Consider the following 22,898-nt stretch of genomic DNA (forward strand, 5'->3'; position numbering starts at 1 on the left):
CTCAGCCGTTCGGCATCACGAAGACCTCGCGCACGCAGGCGCGAGGATCCGCGGTCAGCGCGTAAAGCACGGCATCGGCAATGTCTTCGGGCTTGAGCTTGTCCGGCTTGGCCTCGTCGAAAAAGGGTGTGTCGACCATCCCCGGAGCGATGATCGTGCACCGGCCGCCGAATTCGCGCATTTCCTCGGCGAGGTTGCCGCCATAGCCATGCACGAACCACTTGGTCGCCGAGTAGACAGACCCCGAAATGTGAGTGCGCCCCGCCGCCGAGCCGGTCAGCAACAGGTGACCCTTGCTCTCGCGCAGGTGCGACATGGTGGCCTTCGCGGTCCACAGAAGGCCCATCACGTTGAGCTGGACCATCTTCTCCCACTCGGCCGGGTCCGCGCCCTCCGTTCCGCCGCCGGACGATCCCGCGCCGGCATTGGCGAACGCCGCATCGACGCCGCCATAGGCTTCGGCGAGGCTCGCCACGGCCTTCTGTTGCTGGGCGAGGTCGGTTGCATCCCCGGGCAGCGCCATTGCGGCCTCGCCCAGCTCGTCCACCAGCGCGGAAAGCTTGTCCTCGGAGCGGGCGAAAAGTCCGACGTTCCAGCCTTCGGCGACAGCCTTGCGGGCGGTTGCCGCGCCGATGCCGCTGGATGCGCCTGTGATGAAGAGCGTTCGTGCCATGGTTACTCCTGGAAATGCGATTTCGGGTTGGTTTCTCTTGATCGGGGAGGTCCCCCGTGTCATTGCCGTCCCAACGTTCCCGGACGCGTCCGGGTTGCACGTTTCCCGCATGGCCACGGCCCGTGCTTCGCCCCTGTTTTCGGGAGGGCGAAACCTTTTTCTGATTCGTGACGTTAATGCCCCGTAGCCAAACGGGAGTTTCAGTCATGCGACGCATTGGTTTTGTCGCCCTCGGAAGCATCGCAGCAGTCGCCGCCTCGGTGGCCGCCGCTCAGGTCATGACGGGCCAGACCCAAGAGGTCATCGAGATCACCGTCAGCGCGGACGAACTGCAGGAATGCCGAGAGACGCTGGCGCAGGTGGCGTCCATGCCTGCCGTGCACGACAACGGAACCCCCATCCTATTCGACGCGTCCAGCGATCTGCCGAGCGTGCGTTGCGTCGTCGGCGACGTGTGATTCCCATAATTTCTCCCATGACAGCGGCCCCGTGCTGATCCGGCGCGGGGCCGCTGTCATGTTCGCCCCCTTGCGGCGGAGCGTGCCGCGCGCCACGCTTGCCGCATGACGAGCCAGCACCAGACCGAGTTTCGCATCCGAACCAAGGGCCCCGGCCTGACCGAGATCACCAGCGACGTGGCCGCGTGGCTCGACGGAACCGGAGTGACGGAGGGCCTTGTGACGCTCTTCATACGCCACACGTCGGCCAGCCTTCTGATCCAGGAAAACGCCGATCCGGACGTGCAGCGGGATCTGTCGCACTGGCTCGAGCGCCTGGTCCCACGTGCGGACGATCCATCGATGCGCTGGCTGACCCATGTCGCGGAAGGCCCCGACGACATGCCGGCCCACATCAAGGCCGCGCACCTGCCGGTGTCGCTGCAGATCCCCGTCGGCAACGGGGGCATGCGGCTAGGGACGTGGCAGGGCATCTACGTGGTCGAGCACCGCGACAGGCCCCATGAAAGGCGCATTTCGGCGCATCTGATCGGCGCGTGATCCTCACTGAGAGGCGCGCCGCCCCCGCATCTAGGGCCGGCAAATCCCCTCTACCCAAAGTATGGCCAACCCCATATAGTGGCTGTGGATAATCGGGGCGCGCCCCCATTCGCGGCAGGAAGTTCGGGACGACAGGGAAGGGGGACGGCCATGCGCTGCCCGTTTTGCGGCAACATCGACACGCAGGTGAAGGACAGCCGTCCAGCCGAGGACCACGTCTCGATCCGGCGGCGGCGGTTCTGCCCGGCCTGTTCGGGCCGCTTCACCACCTACGAACGCGTGCAGTTGCGCGACCTCGTCGTCATCAAGTCGAACGGCCGGCGCGAGGACTTCGACCGCGACAAGCTGGAACGCTCGATCCGCATCGCCATGCAGAAGCGCCCGGTCGAGCCCGAGCGCATCGACCAGATGATCTCGGGGCTGGTGCGGCGTCTCGAGAGCATGGGCGAGACCGACATTCCCTCGAAGCAGATCGGCGAGATCGTGATGGAGGCGCTCGCGCGCATCGACACTGTCGCCTATGTCCGGTTTGCCAGCGTCTACAAGAACTTCCAGGCCGCGGACGACTTCGACAAGTTCGTCAGCGAGCTGCGGCCCCCGAACGCGACCCCCGCCGACAAGTGACCGCCGCCGACGACGCCCGCCACATGGCCCACGCGCTGGCGCTGGGCCGCCGCGGCATGGGCCGGACGTGGCCGAACCCGGCCGTCGGCTGCGTGATCGTCAAGGGCGGCCGGGTGGTCGGGCGCGGTTGGACCCAGCTTGGCGGCCGTCCCCATGCCGAGACCGAGGCGCTGGCGCAGGCCGGCTCCGCCGCGCACGGGGCCACCGCCTACGTCACGCTGGAGCCGTGTGCCCATCACGGACAGACGCCGCCTTGCGCCGAGGCGCTGATCGCGGCCGGCGTGGCCCGCGTGGTGGCGGCAGTCGAGGATCGCGACGACCGGGTGTCCGGCGCGGGCTTCGCCATGCTGCGCGCGGCGGGCGTGGCGGTCGAGACGGGCGTCTTGTCCGCGCAGGCGGAAGAAGATCACGCCGGCTTTTTCCAGCGGACCACCGAGGGCCGCCCCTGGCTGACGCTCAAGCTTGCCACCAGCTATGACGGGCGCATCGCCACCGCCACGGGCGAGAGCCGCTGGATCACCGGCCCCGAGGCGCGGGCGGCGGTGCACGGGATGCGCGCGCGCTACGACGCCGTGCTGGTGGGCGGCGGCACCGCCCGGGCCGACGACCCGAGCCTTACCGTGCGCGGCTGGGGCGATGTCCCGCAGCCGGTGCGCGTGGTCGCGGCGCGGCTTCTGGATCTGCCTTCGGACGGTCAACTCGCGCGGACGGCGGGCGACGTGCCGGTCTGGCTCTGCCACGGCCCGGACGCACCCGGTCCCGCGCGGGCCGGTTGGACAGGTCGCGGCGCGCGGCTGCTCGAATGCCCGCTCGCAGGACGGCAGCTCGATCCTCGCGCGGTGATGGCGGCTTTGGGCGCGGCGGGCCTGACGCGCGTGTTTTGCGAGGGTGGCGGCATGTTGGCCGCCTCGCTCCTGTCGGCGGGGCTGGTGGACGAGGTGATCGGCTTCACCGCGGGTCTCGCGCTGGGGGCCGAAGGACAGCCGAGCCTAGGGCCGCTCGGCGTCGACCGCCTCGACGAGGCGCCGCGGTTTGCTTTGGTCGAAACCCGGGCCGCCGGGCGCGACGTGATGCACCGCTGGCGGAAGACCTGAGCGCGCCCTAGCGCCAGAGGTGCGCCCGGCTTGCCAGGATCCCCTGCAGCTTCGACAGCCCGCGGTTCAGCCGTCCCGGACGGGCGACCGTGCCGGTCTCGAGACGGTCCAGCACCACCTCCACGGCACAGGGCACGCCTGTAAGCGGATCGACATAGCGCGGATAGTCGATGAGCGCGGCGTGGACGAGGCCGGCGAGCGTCGGGCGGGGGCCGCCGTGGCGGCGCACCGGCACCGGGCCAAGGTCCCGCGTCAGGCCCCAGCCGGCGTAGAACGGCGCGCCCAGCGTGGTGACCGGCACGCCGCGCACAAGCGCCTCGAACCCGGTGAGCGAGGTCATCGTCCAGACCGCGTCGACCGCGCGAAGGAGCGCGGCGATGTCGCCCTGCGGTGCGACCACGTCCGCCCATCTCTCCGGTGCCTCGACCTCACCGGGGCGCAGGCCCGCGGCGACGTCGGGGTGCGGCTTCCAGACGATGACGGCATCGGGGTTCTCGGCGCGGACGCGTGCCAGCAGGTCGGCGTTCGTGGTGACGACAGGGCTTCCCAGCCGGACCGAGGCGTCGTCCTCGACCTGTCCGGGCACGAGGATACGGTGCCCATCAGGCAAGGCCGGCGGCGCGCCGGTCAGGTTGTATTTCGTGACCGAGCTATTGGCGAGCCGGGCAATCAGCGCCTCGGCGCGCGCGGCCTGATCGTCGGCCAGTTGCGCCCGCGCGGCGATCAGGGTTTCCAGACGAGATGGCCGCGCGGGATCGTAGTAGATGCCGAGATCGTCGGTCACCAGGGACGCCGGCGGCACCAGTTCGGCCCCCAGGCCGCGGGAGCGGATGAAGCCGTCCTCGACCCGCACGGCCGCGTCGTCCGGCAGCGCCTTTCCGGCCCAGACCATTTCGCGGCGGCCGTCGCGTGCGGCGCGGTCGGCATCGTCAGAGAACACCACGCGACGGTGTCGGCCGTAGAACCGCTGGAGCGGTGTGCGCTTCCACAGTCGCATTCCCCGGCCAACCCAGCCGACGCGGTCCTCGCGCCAGCCGCGTGCGGCGGCTTCGAGCGCCACGATCGCGTCCTCGATCTCGCCTGCGCGGTCGCGGAAGGGGTCGTACCACGCCGGATAGAGCATCGCCGCCCCGGCGAAGAGCTGGGCGCGCGTCAGGGGGCGACCCCGGCGCGACAGCCGGTGTTCGTCGTCGGTCAGGCCCCAGCCGGCATAGAACGGGCGGCCGAAGACGCGGGGGCGGTGCCCCGCGAGGATCGCCTCGAACCCCATCTGCGAGGACAGCGTGTATACGGCGATCGCGCCGTCGAGCAGCGCCCAAGGGGACAGCGGCGCGTCGCAGAACGCGATCCGTCCGCCCGTATCTTCGGAGCGGTAGTGTCCGGCCCGCAGGCCACGCGCGGTCTCGGGGTGGGTCTTGAGCACGATGCGCGCGCCGGGGTTCTCGTCCTGGGCGTAGTAGAGCATCTCGCGGAACCGCGCCCGGTCGCCGTCCGAGGCGCGCACCGAGGCATCCTCGCGCACCTGGTCGATCACCAGCACGTAGCCCGGTTCCGGGGCAGGGGCGTCGGGATCGACGGCGGCGTACTTGGTCAGGTGAGCACGGCGGATGCGCGCGATCGCGTGGCGCGAGCGGGTGAGGAGCGCGGCGTCGTCCAGCGGATGCGTGGCCAAGAGCGTCTCGAGGTCCGAGGGGGCGCCTGCGTCGAAATGCACGCCGCTGCGGTCGATCAGCAGGCCGAGCGGTGGCTCTCCGGCGCGGCCCGGAAAGAGCGAGCGCAGCCAGGCGTCCTCGATCCGCACCAGCGGCGCTCCGGTGCGCGCAGCCACCCGTTCCCCCCGCCAGGCGTAGGGCGACGCGCCCCAGACACCGACAGCGTCGCCGGGGCGCGGCCAGCCGAGCGCCACGCGCTCGCCGTGCAGTTCGAGGATGCGGCGGATCCGGGCGGAGCGGGCAAGACCCGCGGTGTAGACGCGAAGACGCCGGGGCATCTCTGCCCCGGCGTCGTCCCCTGTCCCGAGGGGAGTCACGGTCAGCCGCCCGAGGCGGCCCCGAGCGTGTCCGCCGTGGTGGCCAGCGTCGACACCGTGCCGAGCGTGCCGGTGATCGATGCGATCACCTTCGACCACTGCGTGAACGGCGCCTCGGTGACGTAGAGCGTGTCCTGGTCGCGCACCACGAAGTCGCGGGCCATGAACATGCCGTTCGGCTTGGTGAGGTCGAGCACGTAGACCATGCGCTGCGCGCCGATCAGGTCGCTGCGGCCAAGCACGGCGTTGGCGATCTCCTGCGGCTCGTTGCGGAAGATGAAGACGCCCGTGGGGTCCGAACCGGTGGGCACGAGGCCGCCGACCTGCGCGATGGCCTCGACCGCCGAAATGGTCTGGCTCTCGAACGGCACGCGGGCCTGGGTGCCGGTGGCGCCGAGCGCGGTGAAGGACCGGCTGTCCTCTTCCACCAGGATCTTGTCGCCGCCGCGCAACGCGATGTCGAACTGCGGATACTCGTAGAGGTCCTGGAACCAGACGGTCCCGGTCATGCCGCCGCGCTGGACCTTGACCTGCGCGATCTCGGGCTCGATCGCGACGCCGCCGGCATTGGCGAGCATCGACGACAGCGTGCGCGTGGGACGTTCGATCGGGTAGACGCCCTGGCCGCCCACGGCACCCAGGATCGATACGGTCTGGCCGTCGCCGGCGAGCCGGCGCACCTGCACCTGCGGGTCCGGCGTCTGGTCGGCCAGGCGGTCGGTGATGATGCGGCGCACGGCCTCGGTCGAGTTGCCGGCAGCGCGGATCCGGCCGGCATAGGGCACGAAGATGAAGCCCGCGCCGTCGACCTGCACCTCTTCGAGGATGGTCGCGTTCGACGTCTCGCCCGCGAGGAGGCCGTCATCGACGTTTTCCCAGATGGTGAGGCCGAGGCTGTCGCCGGGGTTGATCGTGTCCGAGCCGACGACGCCGGCGTTGACGAATTGCTGCGAAAAGCCGAGCGCGGGCACCACCGCGGTCGCGCGGGTCACGCGGTCGCTGACGGCGATGACGAAGGCGTCGCCTTCGCGCTGGACGGACCCTGCGTAGATCTCGCGCTTGTTGGGACCGACGCGGGGCAGGCCGCACGAGGCGAGGATCGACGCCGCCACGACAACGGCGACGCCCCGCGCCCAACGGGAGGGGGTAGGATTCACTGCTCGGTCTCCTCGACCTTGTTCTGTTCTGCCTCGGTGTCTTTTTGGTCACCCTAGCAAAAAAAGCCACCGACGGAAGCGCTTGGGCGATTCGAGCCGCCGGGGGCCCGGGGAAGTGTTGCCATCGGGACGCGGTGACGCGGCGGGGGTGGAGCGGGACCCGCAGCGCCGGGAAGGGGTCTCACAGAGGGGCGGCGCGCGGAATATGCCCCCGAAAACCGGCATCCGGGCGCGACTTAGGTTCGGCCTGCCTGGGTGAGGAGAGGGCATATCGGACGGCCGGCGGGGACCCGCCCGTCAGGCTTCGTCCGTCCGGACCGCCAACCTCACGACGGTGCCGCTCTGCGCGCAGCTTCCGCCTGTCGCTCTGTTCCGCGCCGCCGAAGCCCGCTCAGGTCACCGCGCGCAGATGCTGGCGCGGCGTGGCGGTGCCGTGGCGCAGCGCATCGTAGGGATCGTCGCCCGCGAGCATCATGTCCACCACCTGCCGCAGGAGCTGACGCCGGCCTCGTGCCGAGTAGAACCCGCCCGCCAGCTGGCTCGTCTCAAGCAGGTAGCGGCGGTAGTCGCGGTAGGCTGTGCTGTCGGGCCGCGCGGGCTGGGCGAAGAACTCGGTCAGCGGTTGGGTCGAGACGAACTCGGGCTTGGCATAGACCGCGTTGCCGAAAACCTTGAGGGGTATGCCCCGCCACAACACCTGCTGCGCGGCGGTGGAGTTGACCGTCACCGCGGTGCGCGCGTCGTCCAGAAGCTGCGCGAGCTTGCCGCCGCGGACGAAGTGGACCCGCTCGGCGACGTCGTGCTCGGCCGCCAGCGCGCGGATCGACCGGCGCAGGTCCACGCGGCCATCCTCCAGCGGATGCGCCTTGAAGACGAGGTGATGGTGCCGGGGCGCGCCCTTGGCGAAGCCCTCGATGACCACGCGCAGGAAGTCCGGCATGGACCGGAACGGCGAGTGGGCCTGGAAGCTGGAGTCGTGTTCGAGCTGCAAAAGCGCGAGGTGGTAGGGAAAACCGCCGCGCCGGATGCGGCTTTGCGCGACGAAGCGGTCGAGCGCGGTCCACGGCAGAGTCAGCAGGCGCTTGAGATAAAGCTGGAATTCCCGCCGGACGCCAAGCGACCGGTGCGGGCGGAAACCGGCATAGGCCCGGTTCCGGGTCAGCACGAAGAAGTGGTAGAGCGCGCCGTAGAAGATGTGCTGGCGCATGTCGCCCCAGTGCGCGGGCGGCAGCGGCGCCTCGAGGTCAGAGTTGGCCAGCGCCGCGCGCATGTCGTCCACCGACGTCCGCATCAACCGGGAGTGCCCGTTCGACCCGCCACGCTCGTAGGTCGTCCAGTAGGGCCGCATGTAGCCCTCCTCGAAGACGTGAACGGTCAGGCCCGCGGCCCGTGCGATCTTCACCGCCTCCGCATGGATCGGGCGCACGTCGCCGTAGAGGACGAGGTCGGTGACGCCGCGCTCGGTCATCAGAGTCGCGAGGTGCGCGGGCCAGTCCGCGGCGGTGCCCCGGTAGGGCAGGTAGCTCGCCCGGTCGGGCCAGAAGGCCGCGTCTCCGGCGTTGAAGCCTACCCGCCAGACCGACGCCCCCGCAGCGCGCAGCATCACGCCGAGCCGGTGGAAGAAGGGCCCGTGTGGGCCCTGCAGGAACAGAAAAACCCGTCTCTCTCCGGTTGCGTTGGACATGTGCTGCGACTATTCCCCGAGGCGTCCGAGCGCCGTTCATATTGTGGCAGTTCGGCGAAATTAAGGCCCGCGCGTCAAGCGCCGTCCGGACGGGATGGCCGCGCCCGTGCCAGAGGGGACGACGATGTTTACCGGACTTGTCACCGACGTCGGAGAAATCCGCGAACTCGAGCAGCGCGGAGACCTTCGCGCCCGCATCGCCACAGGCTACGACACGTCGACCATCGCGACCGGCGCCTCGATCGCCTGCGACGGCGTGTGCCTGACCGCGGTCGCCACCGGCGCCGACTGGTTCGACGTCGAGGTAAGCGGCGAAACCGTGTCCAAGACCAATCTCGGCGCGTGGAACGTTGGCTACCGGCTGAACCTCGAACGCTCGCTCCGGGTGGGTGACGAACTGGGCGGCCACATCGTCTCGGGCCACGTGGACGGGGTCGCCGAGGTGGTGTCGATCCGCGACGAGGGCGACAGCACCCGCGTCCGCCTGGCCGCGCCCGAGGCGCTGGCGAAGTTCATCGCGCCCAAGGGGTCCGTCGCGCTAAACGGCACGTCGCTGACCGTGAACGAGGTCGAGGGCCGCGAGTTCGGCATCAACTTCATTCCGCACACCAAGAAGGTCACCACCTGGGGCACCGTGCAGGAAGGCGACCGGGTGAACCTCGAGATCGACGTGCTCGCCCGCTACGTGGCGCGACTGGGCGAGGCAGGCTGAGCCGAGAGCGTCCCGCGCCGGGGTGACTACCGGCTAGGCAGTCGCGGCCCGAGTCCGGGCTGCAACGCAACCCGGGGCTGGACGCTGGCCCTTTCGGTGCCACCATGGAACCTGCAAGTTTCCGAAAGAGCGCCGCCATGCCGCACGATCACCACCACCATCACCACGTCGATCCCGACGCCGGCGACCTGCGGGTCGCGGCGGCCATCGGCGTGAACGTCCTGCTCACCGTCGCGCAGATCATCGGCGGGCTGGTGTCGGGCTCTCTCGCGCTGATCGCCGACGCGATCCACAACCTGTCGGACGCGGCCTCCCTGGTCATCGCGGTGGTGGCACGGCGGATTGCCCGGCGCCCGGCGGATCCGTCCATGACCTTCGGCTACGCCCGCGCCGAGGTGGTGGCCGCGCTCATCAACTACACCACGCTCGTGGTCATCGGTCTGTGGATCGGGGCCGAGGCGATCGGCCGGTTCTTCGCGCCCGAGCCCGTGGCGGGCTGGATCGTGGTGATCGTCGCGGGCATCGCGCTGGTGGTGGACCTTGCCACCGCGCTGCTGACCTGGGCGATGGCCAAGGACAGCGTGAACATCCGCGCGGCATTCCTCCACAACCTCGCCGATGCGGCGGGGTCCGTGGGCGTGATCCTGGCGGGCTCGCTGGTGCTGCTCTTCGGATGGACCTGGGTGGACCCGGTGGTGACGCTGATGATCGCGGCCTACATCCTGTGGATGAGCTTCAACGAGATGCCCGGCGTGATCCGCATCCTGATGCTCGGCACGCCCCCCGACATGGCCCCGGACGAGGTGATCGAGACATTGCGCGGCGTGCCCGGCCTGCGCGACGTGCATCACGCCCACCTGTGGCAGATGAGCGAACACCGCGCGTCGCTGGAGGCGCACCTCGTGATCGAGGAAGGCCACTGGCCGCGCGCCGACGCGATCAAGGCCGAGGCCAAGGTGCGCCTGTCGGAACGTTTCGGCATCGGGCACGCGACGCTCGAGATCGAGTGCGCGCGCCACGCCTGCGACCACGTGAAGGTGTTCGGCGCGGCCTGAACAGGGCGCTTAGGCCTCGACGCCGCGAAGGCCGCCGATCAGCTTCGGGATTGCGTCCTTGAACTTGAAGAAACCCGCCGTGGCGTTTGGCCACGCGCGCCGGTCGTAGTCGCGCAAGGGCCGGACCACGGGCAGGTCCTTCACGCCCTTCAGCAGGTCCGCCGCGGGACCGACGGGCGGATAGGATGTCACGATCTGCTCGGCACCCGCGGCAGCGGCCCATTCCGATACGGCCTCGGCGCTCGTCAGTCCGCGTGTCGTCTCTCCGGCGCGATCGCCGAGGCGCGCGAGCGTGTCGTCCAGTGCCCGGGTCTTGAATGCACCCACATGCTCCGCCGGGGTCAGGATCGACAGGCGCCGCACGGTGTCGAGCGAGGCGGTCGCGCGCGGCTCCAGCCCCGCCTCGAACAGCCCTTCGGGCGCACAGTCGTCCTCGTGCAGCAGCAGGACCGAGCGTTTCGACGGGTCCAGACGGTCGCCCTCGGGCGCGGCCATGCGCTCGGGGTTCGGGGCGCCGCTCACGAGGTCGGCCTCCTGCGCCAGCTGGTATTTCGGATGGAACCGTCCGTCCGTGAACTTGCGGATGTTTGAGGCCCGTGCGAGGTAGGTCTTGCCCGGCGTGTGCAGGCCGCCGACCCAGCGCCAGCCCAGCGTGTTCGACGCCGGGTCCCCGTCGCAGAGGTGGCGCAGGAAGAAGTCCGCCCCGAGCGCCAGCGGCAGCTTCAGGGTGAAGAGCCAGATCGAGGCGAACCACATCCGGGCATGGTTGTGCAGGTAGCCGGTCTCGACCAGCTCGTGCGCCCAGTGGTCGAAGCACTCAATCCCGGTCTCGCCCTTGCAGGCCGCCTCCCAGCGCTCGCGCAGGCCGGATTCGGACTGCACCCGGTCCCATGACTGCACCAGCTCTCCCCAGTAGGCGCCCCAGACCGACGGCCGCATCTCGAGCCAGCCCTTGTTGTAGGTGCGCCAGAACAGCTCGTCGATGAACTTGCCCGCGGCCTTGCGCGAATGGAGGTCGAGCACCGCGCCCAGCACCTCGGGTTCGGTCACGAGACGGTGACGCAGGTACGGTGACAGCTGCGAGACGTTGTCGTGGCCCCCGGTGCCGAGGTCGAAGTTGCGCCGGGTCTCGTAATCGCGCGCGGCGTTCGGAGCGAACGCCCCGAGCCGGGACAGGCCGGTCTCCCGGTCGGGCGGAAAGCGGTCGAGTGCCTGCATGATGTCTCCTCCGGGACGGCGCTTGCGCAGAGCTAGGGGGAGGGCGCGCGGCATCAACCACGACGAAATGTTGGGGCGTCCCTGGGCCCCGAATCGCGGAGCGGCCCCTTGCGGGTCCCCGGGGGCGTCACTAAGACTCTGGCAACGCCTCAGGGCTAATCAATTCCAGACGCGCAGGCAGGCCGACACATGACCGATCCCTTCGAGACATACATGAACACGCTGGTCCCCATGGTGGTCGAGCAGACCAGCCGGGGCGAGCGTGCCTACGACATCTTCTCGCGCCTGCTGAAGGAGCGGATCATCTTCCTCAACGGGCCGGTCCATGACGGGATGTCCTCGCTGATCGTGGCGCAGCTGCTGCACCTCGAGGCCGAGAACCCGTCGAAGGACATCTCGATGTACATCAACTCGCCGGGCGGCGTGGTGACCAGCGGGCTGTCGATCTACGACACGATGCAGTACATCAAGCCGAAGGTCTCGACTCTGGTGATCGGGCAGGCGGCGTCGATGGGTTCGCTCCTGCTGACCGCGGGCGCACCGGGCATGCGCTTCTCGCTGCCCAACAGCCGCGTCATGGTCCACCAGCCCTCGGGCGGCTACCAGGGTCAGGCGACGGACATCATGATCCACGCCGAAGAGACGCTGAAGCTCAAGAAGCGCCTGAACGAGATTTACGTGAAGCATACGGGCCAGACCCTAAAGAAGGTCGAAGCCGCGCTCGAGCGCGACCACTTCATGTCGCCCGAGGATGCGAAGGAATGGGGCCTGATCGACGATATCGTCGAAAGCCGGAAAGAGGTGCAGGACGCCACGTCCTGATCCTCCGGCAGCGGGCCGAATGCGTGGGGCGTCAGCGCCCCGTGCGGCAAGATTTCGGATTGTGACAGGCAATCCACTGCCCTAGTCTACTGGATCAGGCGGGAGACGCCCCGCCGATCCGCGGACGATCGAACGGGGCGCGACACGACCCAGGCCGGGAAAGGTTTGATATGGCGACGAACTCTGGCGGCGACAGCAAGAACACGCTCTACTGCTCCTTCTGCGGCAAGAGCCAGCACGAGGTGCGCAAGCTGATCGCCGGCCCGACGGTGTTCATCTGCGACGAATGCGTCGAGCTGTGCATGGACATCATCCGGGAAGAGACCAAGGGCTCGGGGCTCAAGTCCCACGACGGCGTTCCGACCCCGCAGGAGATCTGCAAGGTTCTCGACGACTACGTGATCGGCCAGAAGATCGCGAAGCGCGTGCTCTCGGTGGCCGTCCACAACCACTACAAGCGTCTCAACCACGCGTCGAAGTCTTCGGACATCGAGCTGTCGAAGTCGAACATTCTGCTGATCGGCCCCACGGGCTGCGGCAAGACGCTGCTGGCGCAGACGCTGGCGCGCATCCTCGACGTGCCCTTCACGATGGCCGACGCGACGACGCTGACCGAGGCGGGCTACGTGGGTGAGGATGTCGAGAACATCATTCTCAAGCTACTGCAGGCGTCAGAATACAACGTCGAGCGGGCGCAGCGCGGCATCGTCTACATCGACGAGGTCGACAAGATCACCCGCAAGTCCGAGAATCCCTCGATCACGCGCGACGTGTCGGGCGAGGGTGTGCAGCAGGCGCTTCTGAAGCTGATGGAAGGCACCGTGGCCAGCGTTCCGCCGCAGGGCGGCCGCAAGCATCCGCAGCAGGAATTCCTGCAGGTGGACACCACGAATATCCTGTTCATCTGCGGCGGCGCCTTCGCGGGTCTCGACAAGATCATCGCGCAGCGTGGCAAGGGCTCGGCGATGGGCTTCGGAGCGGACGTGCGGAACACCGAGGACCGCAACGTCGGCGAGGTGCTGCATGAGCTTGAGCCCGAGGATCTGCTGAAGTTCGGCCTGATCCCGGAATTCGTCGGACGTCTGCCGGTTCTCGCCACGCTCGAGGACCTCGACGAGGACGCGCTGGTGACGATCCTCACCCAGCCGAAGAACGCCCTGGTCAAGCAGTACCAGCGCCTGTTCGAGCTGGAGGACACCGCTCTTACCTTTACCGACGACGCTCTGAAAGCGATCGCGAACAAGGCCATCGCCCGCAAGACCGGCGCGCGCGGTCTGCGTTCGATCCTCGAGGACATCCTGCTCGACACTATGTTCGACCTGCCCGGCATGACCGAGGTGGTCGAGGTCGTGGTGAACGAAGAGGCGGTGACCTCCGAGGCGAAGCCGCTGATGATCTACGCCGACGAGAAAAAGCAGCCGGCGTCGGCCGGCTGATCGTCAGAGCGAAAGATTTTTACGACGAACAGGGCGTGCCATTGGCGCGCCCTTTTCTTTTGTCCGATCTGCCCTGCGTTGCCCGCAAGGGCATCGGCCGGCCTGATCCGACCTTTCAAAACTGTAATCTTCGCTCAGGAACGTCTTTATAAAACAAGTGTTTATGTGGTGTATCACCAATCACGGGAGACACGTCATGAACAGGCTTCTCATCACCACCGCCGCTCTGGGTCTCGTCGGATCGATGGCCGTGGCCGAGCAGCACACGTCCGACACCTCGGGCGCCAGCAGCGCCGCCATGTCCGACATGCAGGGTGAGTTGATCCGTACTACGGACATCACCGGCGCACCGATCTACACCTTCAACGAGGCGCAGGACGAAGGCTGGGACCCGGACTTCACCTATGACGCCGTCGGCGGAGACTGGAACCAGGTCGGCACCATCTCGGACGTCGTTCTCGACCAGTCGGGCAACCTGCGTGGCTTCGTCGCGGAGATCGGCGGCTTTCTCGACATCGGCGACAAGGACGTCCTGATCTCGGTTGAGGACGCGAACCTCGTGGCTGCAGAGGAGTACGCGTGGGTCACGCGCCTCAACGAAGAGGACCTCGAGTCGCTTCAGGGCGTCGGGGACGATTTCTGGGACTGATCCCGGGCGCAACCGGGCCGCGCCTTGCGTGCGGCCCGGTGTGTGCGGCGCCGCCGCCACTGGACCTCGGGCGCACCATCGGTCATATACGGGGCACCAGACCGGGAGCCGTCCATGTCGTTTCTCAAGAGCCTGCTGCAAGCCGTGACTTGGTGGAACGGCAGCACGCTGAACACGCTGATCTACACCAAGCGCAACGGCCGCAAGGTCGGTGAGGACGCGCAGGGCAACACGTTCTACGAGACCAAGGACGGCAAGCGCCGCTGGGTCATCTTCAACGGCGAGGCCGAGGCCTCGCGCGTCGATCCCGACTGGCACGGCTGGCTGCACCACACCTGGAAGGAGCCGCCGACCGAGCGTCCGCTGCGGCACCGCGCTTGGGAAAAGCCCCACATCGAGAACCTCACCGGGACGGCGCTCGCCTATGCGCCCGCAGGGTCCATCCGCAAGGAGCGCCCCGTGGAGCGCAGCGACTACGAGGCGTGGAGCCCGGAATAACCATGACCGTGATGAGGTCCGCGCTGGCGGCGTGCATCCTGGCCCTTTCGGCAAGCGCGGTTTCCGCCCAGCAGGTCGAGACAGCCGAGGGCTCGGGCGCCGAAATGCGCGTGCTCGATAAACTGACCGGGCAGGTTCAGGACGTCACTCTGGCTGCGGGCGACAGCCGTCGTTTCGGCCGGATCGAGGTCGATGTGCGGAACTGCCGCTATCCCTCGGGCGATCCAGCGGGCGATGCCTTCGCCTTCCTGACCGTGCGCGAAACCGGCATCGCCGACCCGGTCTACCGCGGCTGGATGATCGCCACGGCCCCCGCGCTCAACCCGATGGATCACCCACGCTACGACGTCTGGGTATTGCGCTGCACGACCTCCTGACCCGAGGCGGGCAGGGGCAGGGCATTGAAATCCGCGTCGTGTGTCAGCGCCTCCGCCAGCCGGGCGTGGTAGTCCCGTCGGGGGATCTCGATACCGCCGAGGGACGCCAGGTGTTCTGTCAGGAACTGCGTGTCGAACAGCACGAAGCCGGTCCGGCGCAGGTGATCCACCAGCCATGCGAGCGCGATCTTGGAGGCATCTCGGCGGCGGCTGAACATGCTCTCGCCGCAGAAGGCGCCGCCAACAGCCACGCCGTAAACCCCGCCGACCAGCTCCGATCCGTCCCAGATTTCGAGTGAATGCGCGTGACCCGACGCGTGCAGATCGCGGTAGAGATCGACGATCTGGTCGTTGATCCACGTTTCCTCGCGCTCGGCGCAGCCCTCCATCACGTCGGCGAAGGCCCGGTTCACGCTCACCGAGACCCGGTCCTGTCGCAGCGTCCGCGCGAGGCTGCGCGAGATGTGGAAACCGTCGAGGGGGATGATCCCGCGCAGGCGCGGGTCCACCCAGAAGATATCCGGGTCGTCGCGGTGCTCAGCCATGGGGAACACCCCGACCCGGTAGGCCTGCAGAACGAGCTGCGGCGTGATGCTCACGCGTCGCCCGGCGCGATCTCGGCCAGCCACTGTTCGAGCCAGTGGATGTTGTAGTCGCCGCGCTGCACGGCCTCTTCCTCGAGAAGCGCGCGGAAGAGCGGCACGGTGGTGTCGACGCCGTCGACGATCAGCTCACCCAATGCGCGGTTCATGCGCGCCAGCGCCTCGTCCCGGTCGCGGCCATGCACGATCAGCTTGCCGATGAGGCTGTCGTAGTAGGGCGGGATCTTGTAGCCGTCATAGAGCGCGCTATCGATCCGCACGCCAAGGCCACCGGGCGCGTGGTACTGCGTGATCCGGCCCGGGGAGGGCGCGAAGCTCGGCACTTTCTCGGCGTTGATGCGGGCCTCGATGGCGTGGCCGTTGATCTTCAGATCCTCCTGAGCGAAGGACAGCGGCTGCCCCGCGGCGATGCGGATCTGCTCGCGCACGAGGTCGACGCCGAAGATCGCCTCGGTCACCGGGTGTTCGACCTGAAGCCGGGTGTTCATCTCGATGAAGTAGAACTCCCCGTCCTCGTAGAGGAACTCGATGGTGCCGGCGCCGGAATAGCCGATTTCGGCCACCGCGTCGGCGCAGGTCTTGCCGATGCGGGCGCGTTCCTCGGCGCTGATTGCGGGGCCGGGGGCCTCTTCCAGTACCTTCTGGTGACGGCGCTGGAGCGAACAGTCCCGCTCGCCCAGGTGGACCGCGTTGCCCTTGCCGTCGCCGAACACCTGCACCTCGATATGGCGCGGGGTGGTGAGGTACTTCTCGATGTAGACCGCGTCGTTGCCGAAGGCAGCCTGCGCCTCGGACCGCGCGGTCTGGAACGCGCGCTCGAGATCGGCCTCGCCCTGCGCCACCTTCATGCCGCGCCCGCCGCCGCCGGCGGTGGCCTTGATGATGACCGGATAGCCCATGTCGGCGGCCAGTGCCTTGGCCTGCTCGACATCCTCGACTCCGCCCTCGGAGCCCGGAACGCACGGCACGCCGAGGTTCTTCATGGTCTCCTTGGCGGTGATCTTGTCGCCCATGATACGGATGTGCTCGGCCGAGGGGCCGATGAAGGTGATGCCGTGATCCTCGACGACCTGAACGAAGCGCGCGTTCTCGGACAGGAAGCCATAGCCCGGGTGGATCGCCTGGGCGCCGGTCACTTCGCAGGCCGAGATGATGGCCGGGATCGACAGGTAGGATTGGGTCGAGGAGGCGGGGCCGATGCAGATGGTCTCGTCGGCCATGCGGACATGCATGGCGTCGGCGTCGGCCGTCGAATGCACGGCGACCGAGGCGATGCCCATCTCGCGGCAGGCGCGGATGACGCGCAGGGCGATCTCGCCCCGATTGGCGATCAGGATCTTGTCGAACATCGTGGGCCTCACTCGAGGATCACGAGGGGGGCGCCGTACTCGACCGGGGCGCCGTCCTCCACGAGGATCCGCGTCACGGTGCCCGCGCGCGGCGCGGGGATGTGGTTCATGGTCTTCATCGCCTCGACGATGATGAGGGTATCGCCCTCTCCCACCTCGGTTCCGACCTTGATGAAGGCCGGTGCGCCGGGTTCGGGCTGCATGTAGACCGTGCCCACCATCGGCGAGGTCACCGCACCGGGGTGCTGGGCGGGATCGGCGGGTTCGGCCGGAGCCGCGGCCTGCGGGGTGGCAGCCTGGGCGGGCGCCGGTGCGGCCGGTTGTTGTGCCGGGGCCTGCATCTGCATCGGTGCCGCCGCCGGGGCGCCGCGGCTCACACGCACGTTCAGGCTGTCGTGCTCGTCGTAGTCGCGCTTGACCTGAAGCTCCGTCAGATCGTTTTCGCGCAACAACTCCGCCAGCGCCTGGATGAAGGCCACGTCCGCGTCGTGTTTGTTTCCTGCCATGTGATCCTCGACCTTGTCCGCCGCTCGCCACCCGAAGGGGTGGCAGTTTCCGCGGCTTATAGGTGATGGCCGGACCGGAGGAAAGGCGGTCCGGCCTCGCAATCACATGTGGGGCGGCCGGACTACCGGTCCAGCCCGGAGGCGTAATTTGCGGCTGCCGCGTCGGGCGGGGTATCCGCGGGCCCGGTGCCGCCATCCAGCAGGGCGGCGATGCGCAGCTGCATGATCGACGGGGGGGCGATGTGGTCGCCGGGGTTCTCGAGCACCTTCGCCAGTTCCTCCTCGGCAGAGGGAGCGGGCGTCCGACGCTCGCCCAGGTTACCGGAACTTGCGGCGTCGGTGGCTTCGACCCGCTTGGGGTCGGGGCTGCGGGCTGGGGCAGCCGGCAGTCCGAACGGGTGGCCCGAGACGAGCGGCGCCGCGGGGGACGTGGGCAGGGATATCTGCATCTCGCGGGCTCCTTCGACACGCAGGGTATCAAGACTTAACGGAACGAGAATACCACGACGCCCAAGGAAATTTTCCGCTTTTCCAACAACATGGTTAAGCCATTGATCCCGAACGAGGAGGGGCGGACCTTTCGGCCCGCCCCCTTCTCTGTGTCGTGCTGTCCCGCTCAGCCGCGGTTCTGGCGATTCTCGATCAGGTCATCGACGACCTGCGGATCTGCGAGCGTCGATGTGTCGCCGAGCGAGCCGTAATCGTCCTCGGCGATCTTGCGCAGGATGCGGCGCATGATCTTGCCCGAGCGGGTCTTGGGAAGGCCCGGCGCCCACTGGATCAGGTCTGGCTTGGCGATCGGGCCGATCTCCTGCCGCACCCAGGTCTGGAGTTCCTTCTTCAGGTCGTCCGATGGCTCGACCCCGTTCATCAGGGTCACGTAGCAGTAGATGCCCTGACCCTTCACGTCGTGGGGATAGCCGACCACCGCGGCCTCGGCGACCTTCTCGTGCGCGACAAGGGCCGATTCGACCTCTGCGGTGCCCATGCGGTGGCCCGATACGTTGATGACGTCGTCCACGCGGCCGGTGATCCAGTAGTCGCCGTCCGCGTCGCGCCGGCAGCCGTCACCCGAGAAGTAGTAGCCCTTGTACTGCTGGAAGTATGTGTTCTCGAACCGTTCGTGGTCGCCCCAGACGGTCCGCATCTGGCCGGGCCAGCTGTCCTTGAACGCGAGGACGCCGGAGGTCTCGGTTTCCTCGATCTCCTTGCCGCTTTCGGCCTCAAGCACCACCGGCTGGACGCCGAAGAACGGCTTCATCGCCGCGCCGGGCTTGGTCGCGTGGGCGCCGGGCAGGGGGGTCAAAAGGTGGCCGCCCGTTTCGGTCTGCCAGTAGGTATCGACGATCGGGCAGCGTCCGTCGCCCACGACCTCGTTGTACCAGGCCCAGGCCTCGGGGTTGATGGGTTCGCCCACCGTTCCGAGGATGCGGAGGCTGGACAGGTCGGATCCCTTCACGGGGTCCTCGCCCTGGCCCATGAGCGCGCGGATCGCGGTCGGCGCGGTGTAGAACTGCGCGACCTTGTGCTTTTCGCAGACCTGCCAGAAGCGGCCGGCGTCGGGATAGGTCGGCACGCCCTCGAACATCAGGGTCGTCGCGCCGTTCGCGAGCGGCCCGTAGACGATGTAGCTGTGTCCGGTGACCCAGCCCACGTCCGCGGTGCACCAGTAGACCTCGCCGTCATGGTAGTCGAACGTGATCTGATGCGTGATCGCCGCGTAGACGAGGTAGCCGCCCGAGGTGTGCACCACACCCTTGGGCTGGCCCGTGGAGCCCGAGGTGTAGAGAATGAACAGCGGGTCCTCGGCATTCACTTCGGCGGCAGGGCAGTCGGTGTCGGCCTCGGCCATCGCCGCCGTCAGGTCGACGTCGCGATCCTCGTACCAGGTGGTCTGACCACCGGTGCGCTTGACCACCAGACACTTCACGCGGTCATCGCAGTGCAGCAACGCCTTGTCGGTGTTCGACTTCAGTGCCGTCTTGCGGCCGCCGCGCGGGGCCTCGTCGGCGGTGATGACGACCTTGGCCGAGCAGCCGTTGATCCGCTGGCCGAGCGCGTCGGGCGAGAAGCCCGCGAACACCACGGAGTGGATCGCGCCGATCCGCGCGCAGGCCAGCATCGCGTAGGCCGCTTCGGGGATCATCGGCAGGTAGAGCACCACCCGGTCGCCTTTGCCGACACCCTGATCGCGCAGGACGTTGGCCATGCGGCAGACGTTCTCGTGAAGTTCGCGGTACGAGATGTGCTTGGCCTCGTCGCCCGGCTCGTCCGGCTCCCAGATGATCGCGGTCTGGTCGCCGCGGGTCTCGAGGTGACGGTCGACGCAGTTTTCGGCCACGTTGAGCGTGCCATCCTCGAACCACTTGATCGACACCGAGCCGTGCTGAAAGTTCACGTCCTTGATCTTGGTGGGCGCCTTTTTCCAGTCGATACGGCCGGCCTCGTCGCGCCAGAAGCCCTCGGGGTCGTCGACCGACCTCTGGTACATCTCGGCGTAGCGGTCGGCATCGACATGCGCCTTGGACGCCAGCGCGTCGCTCGGGGGGAATACGGTATCCTTCATGTGTGCCTCCTCCTGATTGTATCGAAACGCTGCTTTCTCGCGCCGCGTTCCTCTGTTCGGGGTCAGACAACGATCGGCCCGCGCGTCGCGCCACCCGACCGTCGCTCGGTCAGATGGCGAGGTATTCGGCGCGCAGCTCCGCGTTCTGGAGAACCTCCTCGGCGCTACCGTCGTAGACCACGGACCCGGTGTCCAGAATGATCGCGCGGTCGGCGAGTTGCAGCGCACGTACGGCGTTCTGCTCGACGAGGATCGTGGTCATGCCCTGTTCCTTGATGTGGCGCAGGGTTTTCTCGATCTCGTCGACGATCACCGGGGCCAGTCCCTCGTAAGGCTCGTCGAGCAGCAAGACCTTGATATCGCGGGCCAATGCCCGTGCGATGGCCAGCATCTGCTGTTCCCCGCCCGAGAGCGTCACGCCTTCCTGCCTGCGGCGTTCGCCGAGGCGGGGAAAGAGGTCGTACAACCGCTCGATCGACCAGCCGATGGGCGGCTGGATCTGGGCGAGCTGAAGATTTTCCTCGACCGTCAGGCCGGGAATGATGCGCCGGTCCTCGGGCACGAGGCCCAGCCCCGCCTGCGCCGCCTCGTAGCTCTTCATGCGGTGCAGCGGCTGGTGGTCGAGCCAGATCTCGCCCTTCTGGACCTGCGGGTTGTCGAGCCTCGCGATCGAGCGCAGCGTCGTCGTCTTGCCGGCGCCGTTGCGCCCGAGCAGCGCGAGGATCTCGCCCTCGTGCACGTTGAAGCTGATGCCCTGCACGATGTAGCTCTCGCCGTAATAGGCGTGCATGTCCCACACCGAAAGGAACGCGGGCGCGGTCTCGGCCTGGTTGGCGTTTTTGGAAAAGTCGGGACGGACGTTCATGTCTTGGTCTCCTTACGCCGCTTCGCCGAGATAGGCTTCTTTCACCTTCGGGTGGCCCTTGATGTTCTCGGGCGTGTCCTCGACCAGCGGGGTGCCCTGCGCGAGCACCGTGATCCGGTCCGCGAGCGAGAACACCACGTGCATGTCATGCTCGATGATGCACATGGTGATGTCGCGCTTGGCCTTGATCGTCTTGAGCAGGTCGATGGTGTTGTTGGTGTCCGCGCGCGCCATGCCGGCGGTCGGCTCGTCCAGCAGCAACAGGCGTGGGCGCTGGATAAGGCACATCGCCATCTCGAGCCGCCGCTTGTCCCCGCGCGACAGGGCGCCGGCGTGGAAGTCGCGCTTCTCGAGCATGTTGACTTCGTCGAGCATCGCCTCGGCCTCCTGCGTCAGGCCCCGCTCCGAGCCGACGCCCTCGAAGGCGTGAAGCCGGAACGACCCGTCGCGCTTGGCGAAGAGCGGGATCATCATGTTCTCGAACACCGAGAGATCGGCGAAGATCTCGGGAGTCTGGAACACGCGGGAGATGCCCATCTGGTTGATCTCGTAGGGCTTGCGGCCCAGCACCGACTGGCCGTCGAACATGACCGAGCCGGTGTCGGGGATGAGCTTGCCTACGAGGCAGTTCAGCAGCGTCGACTTGCCCGCCCCGTTCGGCCCGATGATCGCGTGGACGGTGTTCTCCCTGACGGAGAGGTTCACGTCGCCGAGCGCCTGCAGACCGCCGAAGCGCTTGTTCACGTCCTTGACTTCGAGAATGCCCATGGCTTGCGTCCTCACTCGGCGGGGGTGTGTTGATGCGCGCGCTCGGTGTCGGGCGCGGGCTTGCGGCGGAAGAGGCGCGCGATGCGCTGGCCGCCCTCGACGAGGCCGCCGGGCAGGAAGATCACCACGGCCACGAACAGCAGGCCCAGCGTCAGGTGCCAGCCCTTGCCGATGAACGGGTGGACGACCGCGACCAGCGCATCCTCGATCCCGTCGGGCAGGAAGGCGAACCAGCCGTGCAGGACGTTGTCGTTGATTTTCGAGAAAATGTTCTCGAAATACTTGATGAAGCCTGCCCCGAGGACCGGGCCGATCAAGGTGCCGGCGCCGCCGAGGATGGTCATCAGGACGACCTCGCCCGAGGCGGTCCATTGCATCCGCTCGGCCCCCGCGAGCGGGTCCATCGCCGCGAGGAGGCCACCGGCGAGGCCCGCGTACATCCCCGAGATCACGAAGGCCGCCAGGGTGTAGGGCCGTGCGTTCAGGCCGGTGTAGTAGAGCCGCTGCTGGTTCGACTTCACCGCGCGCAGCATCATCCCGAAGGGCGAGCGGAAGATGCGGATCGCCAGGTAGAAGGCGATCAGCATGAGCAGCGCGCACAGGTAGTACCCGGCCGAGAACTGGAACTGCCACGGCCCCATGTTGACCACCTCGGTCGCGCGCATCTCGAGGCCGAAGAGGTGTGTGACCGGGATCGAGCCGTCGGCGGTCTGCGACACGCCGAGAATGCGCGGATCGTCGAGCGCGATCTGAAGCCCGGTCTCGCCGTTGGTGATCGGCGTCAGCACCGAGTAGGCCAGCGCGAAGGACATCTGCGCGAAGGCGAGCGTCAGGATCGAGAAGTAGATGCCCGAGCGCCGAAGCGAGATGTACCCGATCAGCAACGAGAACACCCCGGCGATGAGCACCGACAGGATGATCGCCGGGATCACGTTCATGGTCAGCAGCTTGAACATCCACACCGCCGCGTAGGAGCCGACGCCGAGGAACGCGGCGTGGCCGAACGAGAGGTAGCCGGTCAGGCCGAACAGGATGTTGAAGCCGATGGCGAAGATCCCGAAGATCACGAACCGCTGCATCAGGTCGGGGTAGCCCGCGTTGAACTGCGCGAGGCTGGAATCCGACGGGAACGGGTTGAGGATGAACGGGGCGAGCAGCGTCAGCAGCGCCACGATGACCAGAAGGCCGAAGTCTTTGCGTCCGAGTCCGAGCATTG

24 protein-coding genes are annotated in these 22,898 nt (G+C 67.8%); 11 read left to right on the forward strand and 13 right to left on the reverse strand.

Features of this window, described 5'->3' with window-relative positions:
• Window position 1: 1 nt before the first annotated feature.
• On the reverse strand, window positions 2-673 hold the full coding sequence (locus BMX29_RS12595; RefSeq protein WP_043845828.1) for an SDR family oxidoreductase: 672 nt from the start codon (window positions 671-673) through the stop codon (window positions 2-4).
• Between the two features lie 206 nt (window positions 674-879).
• On the opposite strand from BMX29_RS12595, the gene BMX29_RS12600 reads away from it, so the two are divergent.
• The 4 genes from BMX29_RS12600 (at window position 880) to ribD (ending at window position 3,389) form a co-directional block, all read left to right on the forward strand.
• On the forward strand, window positions 880-1,131 hold the full coding sequence (locus tag BMX29_RS12600; protein ID WP_043845830.1) for a hypothetical protein: 252 nt from the start codon (window positions 880-882) through the stop codon (window positions 1,129-1,131).
• A gap of 105 nt (window positions 1,132-1,236) precedes the next feature.
• Window positions 1,237-1,671 (forward strand): secondary thiamine-phosphate synthase enzyme YjbQ, encoded by a 435-nt coding sequence (locus BMX29_RS12605; protein WP_092813335.1) that lies wholly within the window; start codon window positions 1,237-1,239, stop codon window positions 1,669-1,671.
• A gap of 150 nt (window positions 1,672-1,821) precedes the next feature.
• Window positions 1,822-2,295 (forward strand): transcriptional regulator NrdR, encoded by a 474-nt coding sequence (nrdR, locus tag BMX29_RS12610; RefSeq protein ID WP_043845834.1) that lies wholly within the window; start codon window positions 1,822-1,824, stop codon window positions 2,293-2,295.
• Window positions 2,292-3,389 carry a bifunctional diaminohydroxyphosphoribosylaminopyrimidine deaminase/5-amino-6-(5-phosphoribosylamino)uracil reductase RibD gene (gene ribD / locus BMX29_RS12615; protein WP_342342391.1) on the forward strand — a complete coding sequence of 366 codons (1,098 nt, stop codon included), beginning with the start codon at window positions 2,292-2,294 and terminating at the stop codon, window positions 3,387-3,389. The genes nrdR and ribD overlap by 4 nt, the downstream gene beginning before the upstream one ends.
• Before the next feature lie 7 nt (window positions 3,390-3,396).
• Here ribD and BMX29_RS12620 read toward each other — a convergent pair whose 3' ends face one another.
• From BMX29_RS12620 to BMX29_RS12630, 3 genes are all read right to left on the reverse strand, one after another.
• Complete coding sequence (locus BMX29_RS12620) at window positions 3,397-5,379, reverse strand: capsular polysaccharide biosynthesis protein (RefSeq protein WP_092813338.1); 1,983 nt, start codon at window positions 5,377-5,379, stop codon at window positions 3,397-3,399.
• A gap of 41 nt (window positions 5,380-5,420) precedes the next feature.
• Window positions 5,421-6,575 (reverse strand): polysaccharide biosynthesis/export family protein, encoded by a 1,155-nt coding sequence (locus BMX29_RS12625; RefSeq protein ID WP_043845836.1) that lies wholly within the window; start codon window positions 6,573-6,575, stop codon window positions 5,421-5,423.
• A 391-nt stretch (window positions 6,576-6,966) separates the two neighbouring features.
• Window positions 6,967-8,259, reverse strand: a complete 1,293-nt coding sequence (locus BMX29_RS12630; RefSeq protein ID WP_092813341.1) for a capsule biosynthesis protein — start codon at window positions 8,257-8,259, stop codon at window positions 6,967-6,969.
• 124 nt (window positions 8,260-8,383) lie between these two features.
• Between BMX29_RS12630 and BMX29_RS12635 the strand changes: the two genes are divergently transcribed.
• Window positions 8,384-8,971: a riboflavin synthase gene (locus BMX29_RS12635; protein ID WP_092813473.1), complete on the forward strand. Its 588-nt coding sequence runs from the start codon at window positions 8,384-8,386 to the stop codon at window positions 8,969-8,971.
• A 137-nt stretch (window positions 8,972-9,108) separates the two neighbouring features.
• A complete protein-coding gene (locus BMX29_RS12640; protein WP_092813344.1) occupies window positions 9,109-10,026 on the forward strand; it encodes a cation diffusion facilitator family transporter in 918 nt (305 codons plus the stop codon).
• A gap of 9 nt (window positions 10,027-10,035) precedes the next feature.
• Here BMX29_RS12640 and BMX29_RS12645 read toward each other — a convergent pair whose 3' ends face one another.
• Complete coding sequence (locus BMX29_RS12645; RefSeq protein WP_092813346.1) at window positions 10,036-11,244, reverse strand: FAD-binding domain-containing protein; 1,209 nt, start codon at window positions 11,242-11,244, stop codon at window positions 10,036-10,038.
• 189 nt (window positions 11,245-11,433) lie between these two features.
• On the opposite strand from BMX29_RS12645, the gene BMX29_RS12650 reads away from it, so the two are divergent.
• The 5 genes from BMX29_RS12650 (at window position 11,434) to BMX29_RS12670 (ending at window position 15,026) form a co-directional block, all read left to right on the forward strand.
• Window positions 11,434-12,066 (forward strand): ATP-dependent Clp protease proteolytic subunit, encoded by a 633-nt coding sequence (locus BMX29_RS12650; protein ID WP_043845843.1) that lies wholly within the window; start codon window positions 11,434-11,436, stop codon window positions 12,064-12,066.
• Between the two features lie 170 nt (window positions 12,067-12,236).
• Window positions 12,237-13,502, forward strand: coding sequence for an ATP-dependent Clp protease ATP-binding subunit ClpX (gene clpX, locus BMX29_RS12655; protein ID WP_043845845.1), 1,266 nt, complete (start codon window positions 12,237-12,239; stop codon window positions 13,500-13,502).
• A 196-nt stretch (window positions 13,503-13,698) separates the two neighbouring features.
• Window positions 13,699-14,151 carry a PRC-barrel domain-containing protein gene (locus BMX29_RS12660; RefSeq protein ID WP_092813348.1) on the forward strand — a complete coding sequence of 151 codons (453 nt, stop codon included), beginning with the start codon at window positions 13,699-13,701 and terminating at the stop codon, window positions 14,149-14,151.
• Window positions 14,152-14,265: 114 nt separating this feature from the next.
• Entirely contained in the window at window positions 14,266-14,649 is a 384-nt protein-coding gene (locus BMX29_RS12665) for an NADH:ubiquinone oxidoreductase subunit NDUFA12 (protein WP_043845849.1), read from the forward strand.
• A gap of 2 nt (window positions 14,650-14,651) precedes the next feature.
• Complete coding sequence (locus BMX29_RS12670; RefSeq protein ID WP_338110929.1) at window positions 14,652-15,026, forward strand: DUF2155 domain-containing protein; 375 nt, start codon at window positions 14,652-14,654, stop codon at window positions 15,024-15,026.
• Here BMX29_RS12670 and aat read toward each other — a convergent pair.
• The 8 genes from aat to BMX29_RS12710 form a co-directional block, all read right to left on the reverse strand.
• A complete protein-coding gene (gene aat, locus BMX29_RS12675; RefSeq protein ID WP_092813349.1) occupies window positions 14,990-15,625 on the reverse strand; it encodes a leucyl/phenylalanyl-tRNA--protein transferase in 636 nt (211 codons plus the stop codon). The genes BMX29_RS12670 and aat overlap by 37 nt on opposite strands.
• Window positions 15,622-16,977 carry an acetyl-CoA carboxylase biotin carboxylase subunit gene (accC, locus tag BMX29_RS12680; protein WP_092813351.1) on the reverse strand — a complete coding sequence of 452 codons (1,356 nt, stop codon included), beginning with the start codon at window positions 16,975-16,977 and terminating at the stop codon, window positions 15,622-15,624. The genes aat and accC overlap by 4 nt, the downstream gene beginning before the upstream one ends.
• 8 nt (window positions 16,978-16,985) lie before the next feature.
• Complete coding sequence (accB, locus tag BMX29_RS12685; RefSeq protein ID WP_092813353.1) at window positions 16,986-17,483, reverse strand: acetyl-CoA carboxylase biotin carboxyl carrier protein; 498 nt, start codon at window positions 17,481-17,483, stop codon at window positions 16,986-16,988.
• 122 nt (window positions 17,484-17,605) lie between these two features.
• Window positions 17,606-17,932: a hypothetical protein gene (locus BMX29_RS12690; protein ID WP_043845856.1), complete on the reverse strand. Its 327-nt coding sequence runs from the start codon at window positions 17,930-17,932 to the stop codon at window positions 17,606-17,608.
• A gap of 167 nt (window positions 17,933-18,099) precedes the next feature.
• A complete protein-coding gene (gene acs, locus BMX29_RS12695; RefSeq protein WP_043845857.1) occupies window positions 18,100-20,049 on the reverse strand; it encodes an acetate--CoA ligase in 1,950 nt (649 codons plus the stop codon).
• 109 nt (window positions 20,050-20,158) lie between these two features.
• On the reverse strand, window positions 20,159-20,914 hold the full coding sequence (locus BMX29_RS12700) for an ABC transporter ATP-binding protein (RefSeq protein WP_092813355.1): 756 nt from the start codon (window positions 20,912-20,914) through the stop codon (window positions 20,159-20,161).
• A gap of 12 nt (window positions 20,915-20,926) precedes the next feature.
• Window positions 20,927-21,682, reverse strand: a complete 756-nt coding sequence (locus BMX29_RS12705) for an ABC transporter ATP-binding protein (RefSeq protein WP_092813356.1) — start codon at window positions 21,680-21,682, stop codon at window positions 20,927-20,929.
• A gap of 11 nt (window positions 21,683-21,693) precedes the next feature.
• Window positions 21,694-22,896, reverse strand: coding sequence for a branched-chain amino acid ABC transporter permease (locus BMX29_RS12710; protein ID WP_092813358.1), 1,203 nt, complete (start codon window positions 22,894-22,896; stop codon window positions 21,694-21,696).
• Window positions 22,897-22,898: the final 2 nt, after the last annotated feature.

Source organism: Roseivivax marinus (assembly GCF_900109705.1).
In the GTDB taxonomy this organism is placed as follows: domain Bacteria; phylum Pseudomonadota; class Alphaproteobacteria; order Rhodobacterales; family Rhodobacteraceae; genus Roseivivax; species Roseivivax marinus.

Excerpts from the sequence above, each read along its gene's own strand:
- BMX29_RS12690 (WP_043845856.1), bottom strand. The coding sequence starts at position 17,932 with ATGCAGATATCCCTGCCCACGTCCCCCGCGGCGCCGCTCGTCTCGGGC.
- BMX29_RS12710 (WP_092813358.1), bottom strand. The coding sequence starts at position 22,896 with ATGCTCGGACTCGGACGCAAAGACTTCGGCCTTCTGGTCATCGTGGCG.
- BMX29_RS12640 (WP_092813344.1), top strand. The coding sequence starts at position 9,109 with ATGCCGCACGATCACCACCACCATCACCACGTCGATCCCGACGCCGGC.
- BMX29_RS12630 (WP_092813341.1), bottom strand. The coding sequence starts at position 8,259 with ATGTCCAACGCAACCGGAGAGAGACGGGTTTTTCTGTTCCTGCAGGGC.
- accC (WP_092813351.1), bottom strand. The coding sequence starts at position 16,977 with ATGTTCGACAAGATCCTGATCGCCAATCGGGGCGAGATCGCCCTGCGC.
- BMX29_RS12705 (WP_092813356.1), bottom strand. The coding sequence starts at position 21,682 with ATGGGCATTCTCGAAGTCAAGGACGTGAACAAGCGCTTCGGCGGTCTG.
- BMX29_RS12600 (WP_043845830.1), top strand. The coding sequence starts at position 880 with ATGCGACGCATTGGTTTTGTCGCCCTCGGAAGCATCGCAGCAGTCGCC.
- accB (WP_092813353.1), bottom strand. The coding sequence starts at position 17,483 with ATGGCAGGAAACAAACACGACGCGGACGTGGCCTTCATCCAGGCGCTG.
- acs (WP_043845857.1), bottom strand. The coding sequence starts at position 20,049 with ATGAAGGATACCGTATTCCCCCCGAGCGACGCGCTGGCGTCCAAGGCG.
- BMX29_RS12605 (WP_092813335.1), top strand. The coding sequence starts at position 1,237 with ATGACGAGCCAGCACCAGACCGAGTTTCGCATCCGAACCAAGGGCCCC.
- BMX29_RS12645 (WP_092813346.1), bottom strand. The coding sequence starts at position 11,244 with ATGCAGGCACTCGACCGCTTTCCGCCCGACCGGGAGACCGGCCTGTCC.
- BMX29_RS12620 (WP_092813338.1), bottom strand. The coding sequence starts at position 5,379 with ATGCCCCGGCGTCTTCGCGTCTACACCGCGGGTCTTGCCCGCTCCGCC.
- nrdR (WP_043845834.1), top strand. The coding sequence starts at position 1,822 with ATGCGCTGCCCGTTTTGCGGCAACATCGACACGCAGGTGAAGGACAGC.
- BMX29_RS12700 (WP_092813355.1), bottom strand. The coding sequence starts at position 20,914 with ATGAACGTCCGTCCCGACTTTTCCAAAAACGCCAACCAGGCCGAGACC.
- BMX29_RS12635 (WP_092813473.1), top strand. The coding sequence starts at position 8,384 with ATGTTTACCGGACTTGTCACCGACGTCGGAGAAATCCGCGAACTCGAG.
- BMX29_RS12670 (WP_338110929.1), top strand. The coding sequence starts at position 14,652 with ATGACCGTGATGAGGTCCGCGCTGGCGGCGTGCATCCTGGCCCTTTCG.
- BMX29_RS12665 (WP_043845849.1), top strand. The coding sequence starts at position 14,266 with ATGTCGTTTCTCAAGAGCCTGCTGCAAGCCGTGACTTGGTGGAACGGC.
- BMX29_RS12595 (WP_043845828.1), bottom strand. The coding sequence starts at position 673 with ATGGCACGAACGCTCTTCATCACAGGCGCATCCAGCGGCATCGGCGCG.
- BMX29_RS12650 (WP_043845843.1), top strand. The coding sequence starts at position 11,434 with ATGACCGATCCCTTCGAGACATACATGAACACGCTGGTCCCCATGGTG.
- clpX (WP_043845845.1), top strand. The coding sequence starts at position 12,237 with ATGGCGACGAACTCTGGCGGCGACAGCAAGAACACGCTCTACTGCTCC.
- BMX29_RS12660 (WP_092813348.1), top strand. The coding sequence starts at position 13,699 with ATGAACAGGCTTCTCATCACCACCGCCGCTCTGGGTCTCGTCGGATCG.